This is a genomic window from Thermus brockianus (assembly GCF_001880325.1).
GTDB classification, from domain to species: Bacteria; Deinococcota; Deinococci; order Deinococcales; family Thermaceae; genus Thermus; species Thermus brockianus.
On record NZ_CP016312.1, the window covers coordinates 1,584,106 to 1,598,144 of the forward strand.

At 66.8% G+C, this 14,039-nt stretch carries 17 protein-coding genes, 1 tRNA gene and 1 pseudogene; 6 read left to right on the forward strand and 13 right to left on the reverse strand.

From position 1 onward, the window contains the following. Positions 1–2: 2 nt before the first annotated feature. From leuB to leuC, 3 genes are read right to left on the reverse strand one after another with little or no spacing between them, the layout of a single operon-like run. Positions 3–1,040 carry a 3-isopropylmalate dehydrogenase gene (gene leuB, locus A0O31_RS08555; RefSeq protein WP_071677501.1) on the reverse strand — a complete coding sequence of 346 codons (1,038 nt, stop codon included), beginning with the start codon at positions 1,038–1,040 and terminating at the stop codon, positions 3–5. Next, positions 1,037–1,642, reverse strand: a complete 606-nt coding sequence (gene leuD, locus A0O31_RS08560) for a 3-isopropylmalate dehydratase small subunit (RefSeq protein ID WP_071677502.1) — start codon at positions 1,640–1,642, stop codon at positions 1,037–1,039. The genes leuB and leuD overlap by 4 nt, the downstream gene beginning before the upstream one ends. An 11-nt stretch (positions 1,643–1,653) precedes the next feature. Further along, positions 1,654–3,072 carry a 3-isopropylmalate dehydratase large subunit gene (leuC, locus tag A0O31_RS08565; protein ID WP_071677503.1) on the reverse strand — a complete coding sequence of 473 codons (1,419 nt, stop codon included), beginning with the start codon at positions 3,070–3,072 and terminating at the stop codon, positions 1,654–1,656. Between the two features lie 192 nt (positions 3,073–3,264). Here leuC and A0O31_RS08570 point away from each other — a divergent pair. From A0O31_RS08570 to A0O31_RS08580, 3 genes are all read left to right on the forward strand, one after another. Next, a tRNA-Leu gene (locus A0O31_RS08570) sits at positions 3,265–3,351 on the forward strand. 45 nt (positions 3,352–3,396) lie between these two features. Then, the gene (trpS, locus tag A0O31_RS08575; protein ID WP_071677504.1) at positions 3,397–4,410 is read left to right on the forward strand and encodes a tryptophan--tRNA ligase; all 1,014 of its coding nucleotides are present in this window, start codon (positions 3,397–3,399) and stop codon (positions 4,408–4,410) included. Then, positions 4,407–5,054, forward strand: a complete 648-nt coding sequence (locus A0O31_RS08580) for a chromosome segregation protein ScpA (RefSeq protein ID WP_071677505.1) — start codon at positions 4,407–4,409, stop codon at positions 5,052–5,054. The genes trpS and A0O31_RS08580 overlap by 4 nt, the downstream gene beginning before the upstream one ends. On the opposite strand, the gene A0O31_RS08585 is transcribed toward A0O31_RS08580, so the two are convergent. Continuing rightward, complete coding sequence (locus A0O31_RS08585; protein ID WP_071677506.1) at positions 5,051–5,455, reverse strand: disulfide oxidoreductase; 405 nt, start codon at positions 5,453–5,455, stop codon at positions 5,051–5,053. The genes A0O31_RS08580 and A0O31_RS08585 overlap by 4 nt on opposite strands. A gap of 30 nt (positions 5,456–5,485) precedes the next feature. Between A0O31_RS08585 and A0O31_RS12860 the strand changes: the two genes are divergently transcribed. After that, on the forward strand, positions 5,486–5,641 hold the full coding sequence (locus A0O31_RS12860) for a C1orf53 family protein (RefSeq protein WP_161489863.1): 156 nt from the start codon (positions 5,486–5,488) through the stop codon (positions 5,639–5,641). Here the strand turns inward: A0O31_RS12860 and ftsY are convergent. The 3 genes from ftsY to gltX are packed head-to-tail and all read right to left on the reverse strand — an operon-like array spanning position 5,638 to position 8,434. After that, the gene (gene ftsY / locus A0O31_RS08590; protein ID WP_071677507.1) at positions 5,638–6,552 is read right to left on the reverse strand and encodes a signal recognition particle-docking protein FtsY; all 915 of its coding nucleotides are present in this window, start codon (positions 6,550–6,552) and stop codon (positions 5,638–5,640) included. The two genes, A0O31_RS12860 and ftsY, sit on opposite strands and share 4 nt — an antisense overlap. After that, positions 6,552–6,989 (reverse strand): hypothetical protein, encoded by a 438-nt coding sequence (locus A0O31_RS08595; protein ID WP_071677508.1) that lies wholly within the window; start codon positions 6,987–6,989, stop codon positions 6,552–6,554. Before A0O31_RS08595 ends, ftsY begins: the two co-directional genes overlap by 1 nt. 32 nt (positions 6,990–7,021) lie before the next feature. Beyond that, positions 7,022–8,434 carry a glutamate--tRNA ligase gene (gene gltX / locus A0O31_RS08600; RefSeq protein ID WP_071677509.1) on the reverse strand — a complete coding sequence of 471 codons (1,413 nt, stop codon included), beginning with the start codon at positions 8,432–8,434 and terminating at the stop codon, positions 7,022–7,024. A gap of 54 nt (positions 8,435–8,488) precedes the next feature. Between gltX and lptB the strand changes: the two genes are divergently transcribed. Both lptB and A0O31_RS08610 read left to right on the forward strand, forming a co-directional pair. Further along, the gene (gene lptB / locus A0O31_RS08605) at positions 8,489–9,217 is read left to right on the forward strand and encodes an LPS export ABC transporter ATP-binding protein (RefSeq protein ID WP_071677510.1); all 729 of its coding nucleotides are present in this window, start codon (positions 8,489–8,491) and stop codon (positions 9,215–9,217) included. Then, a complete protein-coding gene (locus A0O31_RS08610; protein ID WP_071677511.1) occupies positions 9,218–10,603 on the forward strand; it encodes a DUF3084 domain-containing protein in 1,386 nt (461 codons plus the stop codon). Here the strand turns inward: A0O31_RS08610 and prmC are convergent. From prmC to rpmH, 6 genes and pseudogenes are all read right to left on the reverse strand, one after another. Beyond that, positions 10,535–11,365, reverse strand: a complete 831-nt coding sequence (gene prmC / locus A0O31_RS08615; RefSeq protein ID WP_071677512.1) for a peptide chain release factor N(5)-glutamine methyltransferase — start codon at positions 11,363–11,365, stop codon at positions 10,535–10,537. The two genes, A0O31_RS08610 and prmC, sit on opposite strands and share 69 nt — an antisense overlap. Continuing rightward, positions 11,328–11,914, reverse strand: a pseudogene (locus tag A0O31_RS08620) (Jag family protein). The gene prmC and the pseudogene A0O31_RS08620 overlap by 38 nt, the downstream one beginning before the upstream one ends. A 9-nt stretch (positions 11,915–11,923) precedes the next feature. Further along, positions 11,924–13,216, reverse strand: a complete 1,293-nt coding sequence (locus A0O31_RS08625) for a YidC/Oxa1 family membrane protein insertase (RefSeq protein ID WP_071677513.1) — start codon at positions 13,214–13,216, stop codon at positions 11,924–11,926. Next, positions 13,213–13,455 (reverse strand): membrane protein insertion efficiency factor YidD, encoded by a 243-nt coding sequence (gene yidD, locus A0O31_RS08630; protein ID WP_071677514.1) that lies wholly within the window; start codon positions 13,453–13,455, stop codon positions 13,213–13,215. Before yidD ends, A0O31_RS08625 begins: the two co-directional genes overlap by 4 nt. A 5-nt stretch (positions 13,456–13,460) precedes the next feature. Next, entirely contained in the window at positions 13,461–13,829 is a 369-nt protein-coding gene (rnpA, locus tag A0O31_RS08635) for a ribonuclease P protein component (protein WP_084720338.1), read from the reverse strand. Continuing rightward, complete coding sequence (gene rpmH, locus A0O31_RS08640; RefSeq protein ID WP_014516087.1) at positions 13,799–13,945, reverse strand: 50S ribosomal protein L34; 147 nt, start codon at positions 13,943–13,945, stop codon at positions 13,799–13,801. The genes rnpA and rpmH overlap by 31 nt, the downstream gene beginning before the upstream one ends. Positions 13,946–14,039 lie beyond the last annotated feature (94 nt).

Below are 14,039 nucleotides of genomic sequence, written 5' to 3' on the forward strand. Positions count from 1 at the left end.
CCTCATTGTAGGCGGCGGAGCACCGCTTCCGTGAAGGCCTGGGTCCCGGCGGTGCCGCCCAGGTCGGGGGGAGGGGTTTCCACCAGGGCCTGGGCCACGGCGTTTTCCACCATGCGGGCGAGCTCCACCTGGCCGAAGGCGTGCTCCAGCATCATGGCGGCGGAGAGGATGGCGGCGGTGGGGTTGGCGATGCCCTTGCCGGCGATGTCCGGGGCGGAGCCGTGCACGGGTTCAAAGACGGGCACCCCCCTGCCCAGGGAAGCGGAGGGGAGGAGGCCCAAGGAGCCGGGGAGGACGGAGGCCAGGTCGGAGAGGATGTCCCCGAAGATGTTCCCCGTGACCACCACGTCAAAGCGGGCGGGGCTTCGCACCAGGTGCATGGCCATGGCGTCCACATACTGGTGCTCCAAGGCCACCTCGGGGTAGCCTTGGTGGACCTCCTCCACGGTCTTGCGCCAGAACTCCCCCACCTCGAGGACGTTGGCCTTATCCACGCTGGTGACGTGTTTTCGCCGCTTCCTGGCCGCCTCAAAGGCCACCCTCGCCACCCGCTCCACCTCGGGCCTGCTGTAGCGCTCCGTGTTCCAGGCCTCCGCCTCGGACATGCCCCGGGGCTCCCCGAAGTAAATTCCCCCGGTGAGCTCCCGGACGATGAGGACATCCACCCCCCGGGCGATTTCCTCCTTGAGGGGGGAGAGGCGCTCAAGCCCCGGGAAGACCTTGGCGGGGCGGAGGTTGGCGAAGAGGTCCTGGCTTTTCCTGAGGGCCAAAAGCCCGGTCTCTGGGCGGATTTTGCGGGGGAGGTTGTCCCACTTGGGTCCGCCCACGCTCCCCAAAAGCACCGCCTCGGCCCCCTCCACCCCCCGCCGGGTTACCTCGGGGAAGGGCTCCCCATACTGGTCAATGGCGGCTCCGCCAAAGGGGAAAACCTCGTAGGTGAGGCCTAGGCCGTGGGCCCGGTCCAGGGTTTGGAGGACTTTCAGGGCGGCCTCGGTCACCTCGGGGCCGATGCCATCCCCGGGGAGGACCGCCACCCTCATTCCGCCCTCCTCGGGTAGGGGAGCTTGCGGTCAAAGGCGTCCAGAAGCTCCCCGGCCTCCAAGAGCTCCCCGATGGGGTCCCAAAGCCCCTGGACGAGGGCCTCCCGGGCCTCTTCCCGAAGGAAGAGGGGGGCCACCTTGTCCCCGAAGCGCACCTCCTTTTGCACCAGGTCAATCGTAACCTCCACCCCGGGGTTTGCCTCCACCATCTGGAAGAGGAGGGCCAGGTCCTCGGGGGCCAAGGCGACGCAGGGCAGGCCGATGGCCGTGGCGTTGCCGAAGAAGATCTCGGCGAAGCTCTCCCCGATGATGGCCTTAAACCCCGCCCGCTTGATGGCCTGGGGGGCGTGCTCCCGGCTACTCCCGGAGCCGAAGCCTGACTCCACCAAGAGGATGCTGGCCCCTTGGTAGCGGGGGTCGTTCAGGGGGTGGGGTTTGGGGTTGCCCTGCTCGTCAAAGCGCTCGTCGTAGAAGAGGTACTGGCCTAGGCCCTCAAAGGTGAGGGCCTTCATGAAGCGGGCCGGGATGATCCGGTCCGTGTCTATGTCCTCGCCCCTTAGGGGCACCGCCTTTCCCCGGATGACCGTGAACTTCTCCAACATCTTCCACCTCCTTAGCGGGCGCCCACCACGCCGAAGACCTCCCGGGCATCGGCGATCTCCCCGGCCACCGCCGCCGCCGCCACCATCAGGGGGCTCATGAGCACGGTGCGCCCCTTGGGGCTTCCCATGCGCCCCTTGTAGTTGCGGTTGGAGCTGGAGGCGGCGAGTTCATCCCCCTCGAGGCGGTCCGGGTTCATGGCCAGGCACATGGAGCAGCCCGGGTTGCGCCACTCAAACCCCGCCTCGCGGAAGACCTCGGCGATCCCCTCCTCCTCGGCCCGCCTCGCCACCCACTCCGAGCCCGGCACCACCAGAGCCCGCACCCCCTTCTTGACCTTGTGCCCCTTGAGGTAGCGGGCCACTTCCCGGAGGTCGGAGAGCCTGGCGTTGGTGCAGCTTCCGATGAAGGCCACCTGGATGGGCACCCCCTTGATGGGCTGCCCTGGCCTAAGGCCCATGTAGGCCAGGGCCTCCTCGGCCACGGGCCTCTCCTCCTCGGGAAGCTCCTCCAGGAAGGGGATGCGGCCGTCAATGGGGATGGCCTGGCCGGGGTTGATGCCCCAGGTCACCGTGGGGGCGATCTCCTCGGCGCGGAAGGTGACCACGTCGTCGTAAGGGGCGTCGGGGTCGGAGCGGAAGGAAAGCCACCGCCGCTTGGCCTCCTCCCACTCGGCGCCCTTGGGGGCGTAGGGGCGGCCCTCGAGGTAGCGGAAGGTGGTCTCGTCGGGGTTCACGTAGCCGATGCGGGCCCCGCCCTCAATGGACATGTTGCAAAGGGTCATGCGGCTTTCCATGTCCATGGCCTCCACCGTGCTCCCCCCGTACTCGTAGGCGTAGCCCAAGCCTCCCTTTACCCCCAGGTGGCGGATGATGTGGAGGATCACGTCCTTGGCGTAAACCCCAGGGGCGAGCTTCCCTTCCACGTTGATCCGGCGCACCTTGAGCTTCTGGGCGGCGATGGTTTGGGTGGCGAGGACGTCCCGCACCTGGCTCGTGCCGATGCCGAAGGCCACGGCCCCGAAGGCCCCGTGGGTGGAAGTGTGGGAGTCCCCGCAGGCGATGGTCATGCCGGGCTGGGTGAGGCCGAGCTGGGGACCGATCACGTGGACGATGCCCTGGTTGCCGCTTCCCAGGTCAAAGAAGGTGATGCCATGCTCCCTGGTGTTCTGCCTCAGGGCGTCCAGCATGCTCTGAGCCAAGGGGTCTTGGAAGGGCTCGGTGCGGTCGTGGGTGGGGACGATGTGGTCCACGGTGGCGAAGGTGCGGTGGGGGTAGCGTACCTTAAGGCCCAGGTCCCTGAGCATGCCGAAGGCCTGGGGGCTTGTCACCTCGTGGAGGAGGTGCAGGTCTATGAAAAGCTGGCTTTGCCCGTTCCTCAGCTTTCGCACCTCGTGGGCTTCCCAAACCTTCTCGTAAAGCGTCTTCCCCATGCTCTCCCTCCCTATGCGAAAATCCCCCGGGGTTTGGGCCCGGGGGAAAGCGGAAAGGCCTCCCTAGACCGGGCCCGCCCGGCCTAGGTCTAGCAGGATGCCCCGCCGCATTGCCCTATAGCCTAAGGCCTCCTTGCGCCCGGGTCAAGCTTGACGGGGGAGCCAGGCCCCCCTAGAATGAGCTTTGCGTCTGCCGGGGTGGCGGAATTGGTAGACGCGCATGATTCAGGGTCATGTGCCCGCAAGGGCGTGCGGGTTCAAGTCCCGCCCCCGGCACCAAAAGGCCCCCGCAAGGGGGCCATCGCCTTTTGCTACACTTAGGCCATGCGACGGGTGCTCTCCGGCATCCAGCCCTCGGGGGAGATCCACATTGGGAACTACCTGGGGGCCATCAAGCAGTGGGTGGCCTTGGGGGAGAAGCTGGGCCAAGAGGCCTTTTTCTGCATCGTGGACTACCATGCCCTCACCAACCCCTTGGCCTACGACCCCTCAACCCTGGCCCGCCGCACCTTTGAGGCGGCCCTCGTCAACATCGCCGCCGGGCTCAAACCGGAAAAGGTCACCCTCTTCGTCCAGTCCCACGTGCCCGAGCACACGGAGCTCTCCTGGGTCTTCACCACCCTAACCCCCTTGGGGGACCTGACCCGCATGACCCAGTTCAAGGACAAGGCCAGCAAGCAGGAAACCATCTGGTCCGGCCTCCTCATGTACCCCGTTTTGCAGGCGGCGGACATCCTCATCTACAAGGCGGACACCGTGCCCGTGGGGGAGGACCAGGTGCAGCACATTGAGCTCACCCGGGAGATCGCCCGCCGCTTCAACCACCTCTTTGGGGAAACCTTCCCCGAGCCCGAGGCCCTTCTGAACCCGGAGGCCCCCCGGGTGCCGGGCATTGACGGCAAGGCCAAGATGAGCAAGTCCTTGGGGAACACCATCGGGCTTTTGGAGCCCGAGGAGAGCATTTGGCAAAAGATCCAGCACCTGCCCGACGACCCCCAGCGGATCCGGCTTTCCGACCCCGGGGACCCGGGAAGGACCATCCTCTTCACCTACCTCTCCTATTTCGCCCCTAAGGAGCTGGTGGAGGCGCTTAAGGAGGAGTACCGCAAGGCGGGGGTGGGCACGTACGTGGTGAAGCGCATCCTCTTTGACGAGATGATGAAGACCCTAAGGCCCATCCGGGAGCGGGCCGAGGCCCTCAAGCGGGACCCCGACTATGTGATGGACGCCCTTTTGGAGGGGGCGAAGCGGGCCAGGGCGGTGGCGGCGGCCACCATGGAAGAGGTGCGGGAGAAGGTGGGCCTCCTCCTGCCCAGGAAGCGGCCGGTCCTGGCGTGATCCGCTTGGCTTTTCCCGGTTTTGCCGGGTCTCCCTGGGAGCTTAGGGAGGCCCTTCGGCGGGGCCGGCTTTCCCCGAAGGACCTCCCGGTCCTTTTGGTGGTGGAGCAGGCCCTTTCCCAGGTGCCGGAGGAGCTTAAGGCGAAGGCTGAGCTTCTTCCCCTTTTGGCGGAGCTCCTCGTGCTCAAGCTGGCCCCGGAAAAGGCCCTGGCGCCCAAGGAGGAAGGGGAGGAGGCTCCCTTGGTGCGGGTCCTTTTGGACCTTTCCGAGGCCGTGGCCTTTTTGGAGGGGCGCCTGGTCAAGCGGGCGAGGCTTTACCCCGTGTCCCCTCCGCCCGTGCCCAGGCCCTCCCTTCGGCTTCCCCCACGGGTGCTGGCCGAGGCGGCCCGGCCCTTTCGCAAGGCGGTGCTCCACCTGCCCCGGGAGGGTTTTGGCCTCGAGGAGGCCTGGAGTAGGCTTTGGCCCTACCTGAGGGGGCGGGTGGCCTTCCACCGCCTGCCCCTTCCTTCCTGGGGGGAAAAGGCGGTGGGCTTTGCCGCCCTTTTGGAGGCCCATCGCCTCGGGCGGGTGCGGCTTTACCAGGAGGCTCCCTTTGCGCCCCTTTACGTGGAGGTGGAGGAGGCCCTGGAACGGCGCTTGGCCTAGCGCCTGGCCTCCCTGGCCAAAAGCCCCATGCTGAGGGCGATGAGAAGGAAGGCGATGAGGGCTTGCAGGGGAATGGGGAACTGGGGGATGTACTCCACGGAGCAGGGCACGGGGGGCTTGCAGGCCAGGGTAAAGAGCTCGGGGAACCTCTGCTCTAAAAGGTGCAGGGTGCTGATGCTTCCCCCGATAAGGGAAAGGGCCAGGCTATAGGGCCAGACGCCCAGGTCCTGCCGCCAAAGGGCCAGTCCCAGGAGGACCGCTTGCGGGTACATGAAGATCCGCTGGTACCAGCAGAGCTCGCAGGGAAGGAAAAGCCGTACCTCGGAGTAGTAAAGGCTACCCAAGGTGGCCACCAGGGCCACCACCCAGGCGAAGCTAAGCAAGAAAGGGCCGCGCTGCATCGGTTAAAGCATACCCGTAAACTGGGGTTTGTGAAGGCCGAGGACGAGGCTTTGCGGGAAGGGGAGGACTTCTACTGGGAAGGGGACCGGGTGGTTTTCACGGAGGCCTACCACCGCAAGCGGGGCTACTGTTGCGGCTCGGGGTGCCGCCACTGCCCTTGGCGTTCTGCGGAAGAGGAGGGTTAGGCCTCGAGGAGGGCCTCCACGAAGGCCTCGGCGTCAAAGGGCTGGAGGTCCTCCGGGCCTTCCCCCACCCCGATGAACCGGATAGGCACCTTCAGGGTGCGCACGATGGGCACCAAAACCCCGCCCTTGGCCGTGCCGTCCAGCTTGGTGACGATGACCCCCGTGAGGCCCACCGCCTCGTGGAAGCGCTTGGCCTGCTCCAGGCCGTTTTGCCCCGTGACCGCATCCAGCACCAGCCAGATCTCCCCGGGCTCCCCGGGTTCGGCCTTGGCGATGGCCCGCTTCACCTTCTTAAGCTCCTCCATCAGGTTGTGCTTGGTGTGCAGGCGGCCGGCGGTGTCCACAAAGAGGAGGTCAAAGCCCCGGGCCTGGCGGGCCTTGGCGGCGTCAAAGGCCAAGGCGGCGGGGTCCGCCCCTTCGGGGCCTTGGATCACGGGGATGCCCAGGCGCTTGCTCCACTCGGCGAGCTGCGTGGCCCCGGCGGCACGGAAGGTGTCCCCAGCGCAGAACATCACCTTCTTGCCCAAGGCTTGGTAGTAGCGGCCCAGCTTGGCGATGGTGGTGGTCTTGCCCACCCCGTTCACCCCCACCACCATCACCACGTGCCCCTGGGGCTCCACCGGCTTCGGGCTTTGCGGGCGGAAGCCCAGTTTGCGCAAGGTGGCCCGCCGCTCGTCCGGCTCCAGCATCTGCACAAGCCTTTCCTTTACCGCTTCCTTCAGGTCTTTCCTCCCCGAGGCCCTTAGCTCCGCCAAAAGCTCCTCCGTGGCCGCCACCCCCACATCGGCGGCGAGGAGGGCCATTTCCAGCTCTTCCAAGACCTCCTCGGGGTTACCGCCCCAGGGGACGGCCTTGAGGAAGGTTTCCCGGGTCTTGGCAAGCCCGGCCTTGAGGCGGTCAAAGAAGCCCATTAGCGGAAGTTCACCCCCAGGGCGAAGCGCCACACCTTGGGGAAGTGGGCAAAGCCATAGACGTAGCTTCCCTCGGCGAAAAGGCCCGTGTAGGGGTCCAGAAGGCCCTCGAGGCCCAGGGTGAAGCTCACCCCTAGGGTAGGGCTTGGCCCCACCAGGCCGCCCAAGCCCCCGCCGAAGTAGGGGAGGAGGCCCTGTAGGTCCTGGGCGTACTGGCCCAGGTCGGGCTTGAAGAGAAGGGCGGCCTCAAGGGCTACCCCCGGGGCGGCGGGGGCGAGTTCGGCCGTGAGGCGGCCCACCAGGTTCTGCCTTAGGCGGCTTTCCACCCCGGCGCCGAAGGTGAGGCCCAGGGTTTCCCCGTAGCCAAAGCGCATCTGGATGGCGCTTTGGGCGTGGGCTAGACCAAGGAGGGCAAGGAGGAGGAAGGCCCGCTTCATCCTTTCCAGTATAGCCCCTCTCGCGCCGCTTTTCACGAATGGGCGAGGGCCCGCTCCAGCCGCCTGAGGACCCGCTCCTTGCCCAGGAGGGCCAGGATTTCAAAAAGCCCCGGGGTTTCCAGGCTCCCCGTGACGGCGGCCCTTAGGGGTTGGGCCACCTGGCCGAGCTTTAGGCCCTTCCCCTCGGCGAACCCCCGGAGGAGGCTTTCCAGGGCGGTTTCGCTCCAGTCCTCCTGGGCCTTTAGGGCGGGAAGGAGCTCCCCAAGAAGGGGGAGGCCCTCCTGGAGCTTGGCGAGGGCTTTGTCCGTAAAGGGGTAGTCCTCGGTGAAGAGGTAGCGGGCCTTTTCGGGAAACTCCTTCAGGGTGTCAAACCGGGGGCGCATGAGGGCCACCGCCCTTTGCAGGTAGGCCTCTTCGGGCCAGGAAAGCCCCGCCTCTGCCAAAAAGGGCTTCACCCGCTCGGCTACCTCTTCCAGGGAGAGGACCTCGCGGATGTACTTCCCGTTCATCCACTTGAGCTTTTCCAGGTCAAAGACCGGCCCCCCGAGGGATACCCGTTCCCAGCTGAAGGCCTCTATGAACTCCTCCAGGGTGAAGATCTCCCGCCCATCCGGCATGGAGAAGCCCATGAGGCAGAGGTAGTTCCTTAGGGCCTCCGGCAGGAAGCCTTCCCCCTTGTACCACTCCAAGGAGGTGTGGCTTTTCCGCTTGCTGATCTTGGTCTTGTCGGGGTTGCGCAGGAGGGGCATGTGGTAGAACTTGGGCACCTCCCAGCCGAAGGCCCGGTAGAGGAGGACGTGGATGGGGGTGGAAACCAGCCACTCCTCCGCCCGGATCACGTCCGTGACCCCCATGAGGTGGTCGTCCACCACGTTGGCCAAGTGGTAGGTGGGGTACCCATCGGACTTCAGGAGGACCACATCGGGGATCTCCTGGTTGTCGTACACCACCACCCCCCGGAGCTCGTCCTTCACCTCGGTGGCGCCGGGGCGGGGGACCTTGAGCCGGATCACGTGGGGCTCGCCCCGCTTAGCCCGCTCCTCCGCCTCCTCCGGGGGGATGTTCCGGGCCCGGCCATCGTATCCCCCCTTTTCCTTGCGGATCCTTTCAAGCTCCTCGGGGGTTTCAAAGGCCCGGTAGGCGAAGCCCCGCCTCAGGAGCTCCTCGGCGTACTGCCGGTAGAAGGGAAGCCTTTCCGACTGGCGGTAAGGCCCATGGGGGCCGCCGATGTCGGGGCCTTCGTCGTAGGTGATGCCGAGCCACTTGAGGGCGGCCAAAATCCTTTCCTCCGCCCCCGGCACGTAGCGGGCGCGGTCGGTGTCCTCTATGCGCACCAGGAAGCGCCCCCCGTTTTTGCGGGCCCAGGCGTAGTTGAAAAGGGCGATGTAGGCCGTGCCCACGTGGGGGTCCCCCGTGGGGCTTGGGGCAATGCGGGTCACCACCATACCTCGCCCATTATCTCATCCGCGCTTAAAGGCCGGGCCTTAGGCTTGGGGGTAATGGACGGGGAGCTTCTGGCCCAGGGTTTGCGCAAACGCTACGGCCCCAAGGAGGTGGTCAAGGGGGTGGACCTCCACCTGAAGCGGGGGGAGATCGTGGCCCTCTTCGGCCCCAACGGGGCGGGGAAGACCACCACCTTCTACATGGTGGTGGGGTTCATCCGGCCCACGGCGGGGCGTATCTACCTGAAGGGGCAGGAGGTGAGCCGCCTGCCCATGTACAAAAGGGCCCGGCTCGGCCTCGGCTATTTGCCCCAGGAGCCCAGCGCCTTCCGGCGGATGACCGTACTGGAAAACCTCCTCGCCATCCTGGAGTTCCAGCCTCTTTCCAAAAAAGAGCGCCTGGAAAAGGCCAAAGCCCTTCTGGAGGAGCTCTCCATTTACCATTTAAAAGACCGCCTGGCCTACGCCCTTTCTGGGGGGGAAAGGCGGCGGTTGGAAATCGCCCGGGCCCTTTGCACCGACCCCGACTTCATCCTCCTGGACGAGCCCTTTACCGGGGTGGACCCCAAGAACGTGCGGGAGATCCAAAAGGTCATCGCCGAGCTCCGGGAAAGGCGGGGGGTGGGGGTCTTCATCACCGACCACGCGGTGCGGGAGACCCTGGCCATCACCGACCGGGTCTACCTGATGTACGACGGCCAGGTCCTCTTCCACGGGGACCCCGACACCTTCGCCCAAGACCAGGGGGTAAGGCGGCACTACCTGGGTGAGGATTACGAGCTTTAGATGACCTTTTGGGCGCTTTTATTCCTCATCCTCTTCCTCGCTGCCCTGGTGGCCTACCTGGGGGACAAGGTGGCCAAGTGGGCGGGGAAGCGCCATTACCGCCTCTTTGGCCTGCGCCCCCGGCAGACGGCTACCCTTATCGCCGTCTTCACGGGGGTGGGGATTGCCCTTTTCAGCTACCTCGCTTTCCTCCTGGTCTTCCGCGAGGCCCGGGAGGTGATCCTGGAGGCCACGGCCATCCGCAAGGAGCGGGATGCGCTAAGGGCCGAGCGGGACGTGCTTTTGCGGGCCAAGGCGGCCATGGAGGCGGAGGCGGCCCGGGCTTTGGCGGAGCTCAACGCTTTGCGGGTGGAAAGGCGGGAGCTTTCCGAGGCCTTGGCGGCGGCGGAGGCCGTGAGGCGCCGCCTCGAGGGGGAAGCCCAGGCCCTTTCCCGCCAGGTCCAGGCCCTCACCCAGGAGCGAAAGGCCCTTCTCCAGGAAACGGGGCGGCTTAAGGCGGAGCGGGAGGAGCTGGCCAACCTCCTCACCCTAAAGAACAAGGAGCTTGGGGAAAGGAGCCGGGAGCTTCAGGGCTTAGAGAGCCGCCTAAAGGGCCTCCAGGAGGCGGCGAGGAGCCTCGAGGCGGAAAGGCGCCGCCTCCAGGAGGAGCTCGCGAAGGCCCAGGCCCGCCTGGAAGGGGCGAGGGAAGAGCGGGCCCGCCTCGCCCAGGAGGCGGAGGGGCTTAAGGCCGCCTTGGAGCGCACCCGGCGGGAGCTCCGCCAGGCGGAGGAGCGCCTCCTGAGCCTTTTGGCCCAAGCGGAGGTCCTGCAGGGGGAAAAGGGGCAGCTGGCCCAGAGCCTGGTGCGGCTAAGCCAAGGGCTTTACCTGGGGGAGGTGCGCCTGGGGACGGAGGAGGGCCGGGCGGTGCTGGAGAGGGTGGCGGAAAGGCGGGCCCTCCTCCAGGGCTTCCGGGGGGTGGAGCTTCTGGGGGAGGTCAGGGGCCCGGGGCTTGCGGTCCTCGAGGGGGCGGGGTACCAGGAGGGCAGGCTTCTCGTGCGGGTCCGCTTCTATCCGGAAAGGCGGGCCTTCGCCGAAGGGGAGGTCCTGGCCAGCGCCACCTTCCGCCTTGCCACCCAGGCCCGCAACCAAGAGACCCTGGAGCGCTTGGGGGAGGAGGCGAGGAAGCGCCTTTTGGAAGCGGGGTTTCCTCCGGAATACGCCACCTTCCCTTCCCCGGAGGAGCTCGCCCGGGGCCTCGCCCTCCTAAGGGGGCGGCAGGGGGTGGCGCGGGTGGGGGTGGTGGCGGAGAAGGAGCTTTGGACCACGGAAAGGCCCCTCCTAGCCTTCCGCCTCCTGGGGGGGCCGCCGGGCCCGGAGGTACCGGTCCCGACCCGCCAGGTCCCGTAGCACCTCCACCCTCCACCCCCGCTCCCGTAGCGCCTCGGCCAGCTTGCCCACGTTCTCGGGCGCAAGCTCCAAGAGGAGAAAGCCCCCAGGCCGCAAGGCCCTTTCCGCCTCCAGGGCCAAGGGCCAGGCCACGGCGAGCCCCTCTTCCCCGGCGTAGAGGGCCAGGGGGTTTTCGTAGCGGAGCTCGGGCGGCGCTTCTTCCCGGTAGGCCTCCGGCAGGTAGGGGGGGTTGGCCACGAGGAGGTCCAGCCCCGTAAGCCCGCCCGTAAGGGGGGCTTTCCGGAAGTGGACAAGGAGGCCAAGCCGCCTGGCGTTTTCCCGGGCCAAGGCCAGGGCCTTCTCGTCCACCTCCGTGGCGAAGACCTCTGCCCCGGGGAGGTGGCGCTTGAGGGCGAGGGCGATGGCCCCGGTGCCCGTGCCCACGTCCAGGATCCTGGGCCTTGGCGGAAGGGGAAGGGTGAGGGCCAAGGCCACCAGGCCCTCCGTTTCGGGCCGGGGAATGAGGACGCCCTCCTCCACCTTCAAGGGTAGGCCGAAGAACTCCACCTCCCCCAAGAGGTACTGCAGGGGGTAGCGGGAAAGCCTCCTCTCCAGAAGGGCCCAAGCCCTTTCCTCGGCCCCCGGGGGTGGGGGTTCGGGAAGCTTGAGGAGGAGGTCCTTCCGGGAAAGGCCCGTGGCCAGGGCCAGGAGGTCCAAGGCCTCCCCCTCAGGGAGGCCCGCCTCCTTAAGCCGCCCCTGAAGCGCTCGGAGGAGCCTTATCACGGGGGTAGACCACCACGTGCCGCGCCTCGCCCTCCCCCTGGCTTTCCGTGGTCACCTGGGGGTGGTTCTTGAGGAGCATGTGGACGATGCGCCGCTCCGAGGGGCGCATGGGGGGAGGTGCAAGGGCTCCCCGGTCATGGCCACGGCGAGGGCGGCCTCCTCGGCGATGCGGCGGATCTTCTCCTCCTGCCGCTTGCGGTAGCCGGCGGCGTCCAGGACCACCCGGTACGCCCCGCCGAAGTACTTGGCCAGGACCACCCCCGCCAGGTACTCCACCGCCTTCAGCGTGCGGCCCTCCTTGCCGATGAAGCGGCCCAGGTCCCCGCCCTTGACCTCCGCCTTGAGGAGGTTTCCTTCCTGGCGGATCTCCACGTAGTGCGCCGGGTCCAGGCGGAGGAGGAGGCCCACCAGGAAGGCTTCCAGCACCTCCTTGGGCCCTTGGGGGCGGGCTTCCTTGCCCGCTTCCTTCAGCTCCACCTCCACCGGGGCTTCCTCCAGGACCCCGAGGTCGGAGAGGAGGTCGTCAATGCTTTTCTTCTTCTCGTCCATGCCTCAAGTTTACGCCGCCACCGGCTTGAGGCTCCGGTTGATGAGCCACTGCTGCCCCAGGCCGATGAGGTTGGAGAGCACCCAGTAAAGGGTCACGCCCGAAGGGAACTGGAGGACCAGGAAGATGAAGATCAGGTTCATGAAGAGGCTTTGCCGGATGAGGTCCTTGTTGCCGTGGGCGGAAAGCCAGGTGGAGAGGAAGGTGGTGGCCACGTAGAGGGCGGGGAGGATGTAGAAGGGGTCGGGCAGGGCCAGGTCGGGGATCCAGAGGAGGCCCTGGCCGAACTCGTAGTTGGCGATGACCTTCCAGAGGATGAAGAGGATGGGCATCTGGATGAAAAGGGGCAGGCAGCCGGCGGCGGGGTTCACCTTGTGCTCCTGGTAGAGCTTCATGGTGGCCTCCGCCCGCTTGTTGGGGTCGTCCTTGTACTTCTCGTTGATTTTCTGGATGAGGGGCTGGAGGCGCTGGATCTCCGCCATGCTCTTGAATTGCTGGTGCATTAAGGGCCACAGGAGGAGGCGCACCACCAGGGTGAGGAAGAGGATGGCGAGGCCCCAGCTTCCCGTGTAGCGGAAGGCGGTTTCCATGAGCCAAAGGAGGCCTAAGGAGAGCTGGCCCCAGATGTTGGGGCTAAAGAGCCCGGGGAGGGAAAGGAGCCCCTCCACGTGGTAACGCACCAGCTCGTTCTGGCCGCCGTAGACCTTGAGGGCTTTTCCGGGCTCTAGCCGCACTTCCCCTTCCTTGCCCACCAGTTTGCCCGCCACAGGACCCTCGGCGAAGGCCACCAGGGCGTAGCCGGCCTTGGGGCGGGTCTGCCAGGCCAGGTAGCGGAGGAGGCCTTCCCCGCTCGGGGCGGGTTCCGTTGCCCCTTCCGGGAGAACCTTGGGTTGGCCTTGGGCCTTGAGCTTTAGGGTAAGGGGGAAGTCCGCCTCCACCTCGAGGGTGTACCGCCCCTTGGCCAGGCGGTAGGTGAGGGTTCCTTCAGGGCCTTGGAAGCGGGCGAGGAGGCGGCCATCCTCCACCAGGAACTCAGCCCTTTCAGGGGCGAAGCCCTCCGGTGCCACCACGGGGGCCCCGTCCGCCAGGTTGGGGGCCCGGGTGTAGTCGCCGATGGCCGTGCCCTTGTAGGTTTTTACGTACCAGCCCACAATCTGTCCCTTGGGGTCAAAGGCCAGATCCATGAGGTTGGTCACGGCCACCTTCTCGGGGGTACCGTCCCCGTTCACGTCCATGTCCTTGAAGGCAGCCTCTAGGGCCCAGACGGGGGAGAGGAGGAGGAAAAGGGCGAGGAGTTTTCTCATCGGGCCGCCTCCTTCCGGGGAGGGAAGACAAGGGGTACGGGGTCTAGCCCCCCGGGGTGCAGGGGGTGGCACCTTAGGATCCGCCGCACCGCCAAATAGCTACCCCAAAGGGCCCCATGCCGCTCCAGGGCCTCGAGGGCGTAGGCGGAGCAGGTGGGGTGGAACCGGCAGGTCTTGGGCTTAAGGGGGGAGAGGTAACGGCGGTACGCCTTGACCAGGAGTACGAGGAGCCTGCGCACGCCGCCTATTGTATCAGCCCGCTCTTCTTCAGGGCGCGCGCCACGTCCTGGAAAAGCTCGACGTAGCTCGCCTCCCGGGCCTCGGGGCTCGCCACCACCAGGAGGTGGGCCTTGGGCAGGTGGAGGCGGCGGAGGATCTCCCGTAGGCGCCGCTTCACCTTGTTGCGCACCACCGCCTTCCCCACCTTTTTGGAGACCACGATGCCCACCCTGAGCTCGGGGGCGGGGAGCCACTTCACGCTTACATACCGCCCCCGCCCGGCCTTGCCCTTGCGGAGCCTTTGGAAGGCCCGGTCCCCTTTGAGGGAAACGAGCTTGCCCCCCGGGGCGGGGGGCGGGCGCTTTAGGCGTTCACCTTGGGCGTGAGGCGCCAGCGGCCCTTCTGCCGCCTGCGCTTCAGCACCTTCCTGCCGCCTGGGGTCTTCATGCGGGCCCGGAAGCCGTGGGTCTTGGCCCGCTTCCTCCGGTTGGGCTGCCAGGTCCTTTTCATCCATTTCCCTCCCTGGGGCCGACGCCCCGATACCCTAACGAGTGTAGCACAGAAAGCCCTGTACCCGGTCTAACGGTTTTTTACACCCAAGCGG

What these genes read in the sequence shown, in the direction of transcription:
- leuB (WP_071677501.1), bottom strand. Translation starts at nt 1,040, where the DNA reads ATGAGGGTGGCGGTCCTCCCCGGGGATGGCATCGGCCCCGAGGTGACC.
- leuD (WP_071677502.1), bottom strand. Translation starts at nt 1,642, where the DNA reads ATGTTGGAGAAGTTCACGGTCATCCGGGGAAAGGCGGTGCCCCTAAGG.
- leuC (WP_071677503.1), bottom strand. Translation starts at nt 3,072, where the DNA reads ATGGGGAAGACGCTTTACGAGAAGGTTTGGGAAGCCCACGAGGTGCGA.
- trpS (WP_071677504.1), top strand. Translation starts at nt 3,397, where the DNA reads ATGCGACGGGTGCTCTCCGGCATCCAGCCCTCGGGGGAGATCCACATT.
- A0O31_RS08585 (WP_071677506.1), bottom strand. Translation starts at nt 5,455, where the DNA reads ATGCAGCGCGGCCCTTTCTTGCTTAGCTTCGCCTGGGTGGTGGCCCTG.
- ftsY (WP_071677507.1), bottom strand. Translation starts at nt 6,552, where the DNA reads ATGGGCTTCTTTGACCGCCTCAAGGCCGGGCTTGCCAAGACCCGGGAA.
- A0O31_RS08595 (WP_071677508.1), bottom strand. Translation starts at nt 6,989, where the DNA reads ATGAAGCGGGCCTTCCTCCTCCTTGCCCTCCTTGGTCTAGCCCACGCC.
- gltX (WP_071677509.1), bottom strand. Translation starts at nt 8,434, where the DNA reads ATGGTGGTGACCCGCATTGCCCCAAGCCCCACGGGGGACCCCCACGTG.
- lptB (WP_071677510.1), top strand. Translation starts at nt 8,489, where the DNA reads ATGGACGGGGAGCTTCTGGCCCAGGGTTTGCGCAAACGCTACGGCCCC.
- A0O31_RS08610 (WP_071677511.1), top strand. Translation starts at nt 9,218, where the DNA reads ATGACCTTTTGGGCGCTTTTATTCCTCATCCTCTTCCTCGCTGCCCTG.
- A0O31_RS08625 (WP_071677513.1), bottom strand. Translation starts at nt 13,216, where the DNA reads ATGAGAAAACTCCTCGCCCTTTTCCTCCTCCTCTCCCCCGTCTGGGCC.
- rpmH (WP_014516087.1), bottom strand. Translation starts at nt 13,945, where the DNA reads ATGAAAAGGACCTGGCAGCCCAACCGGAGGAAGCGGGCCAAGACCCAC.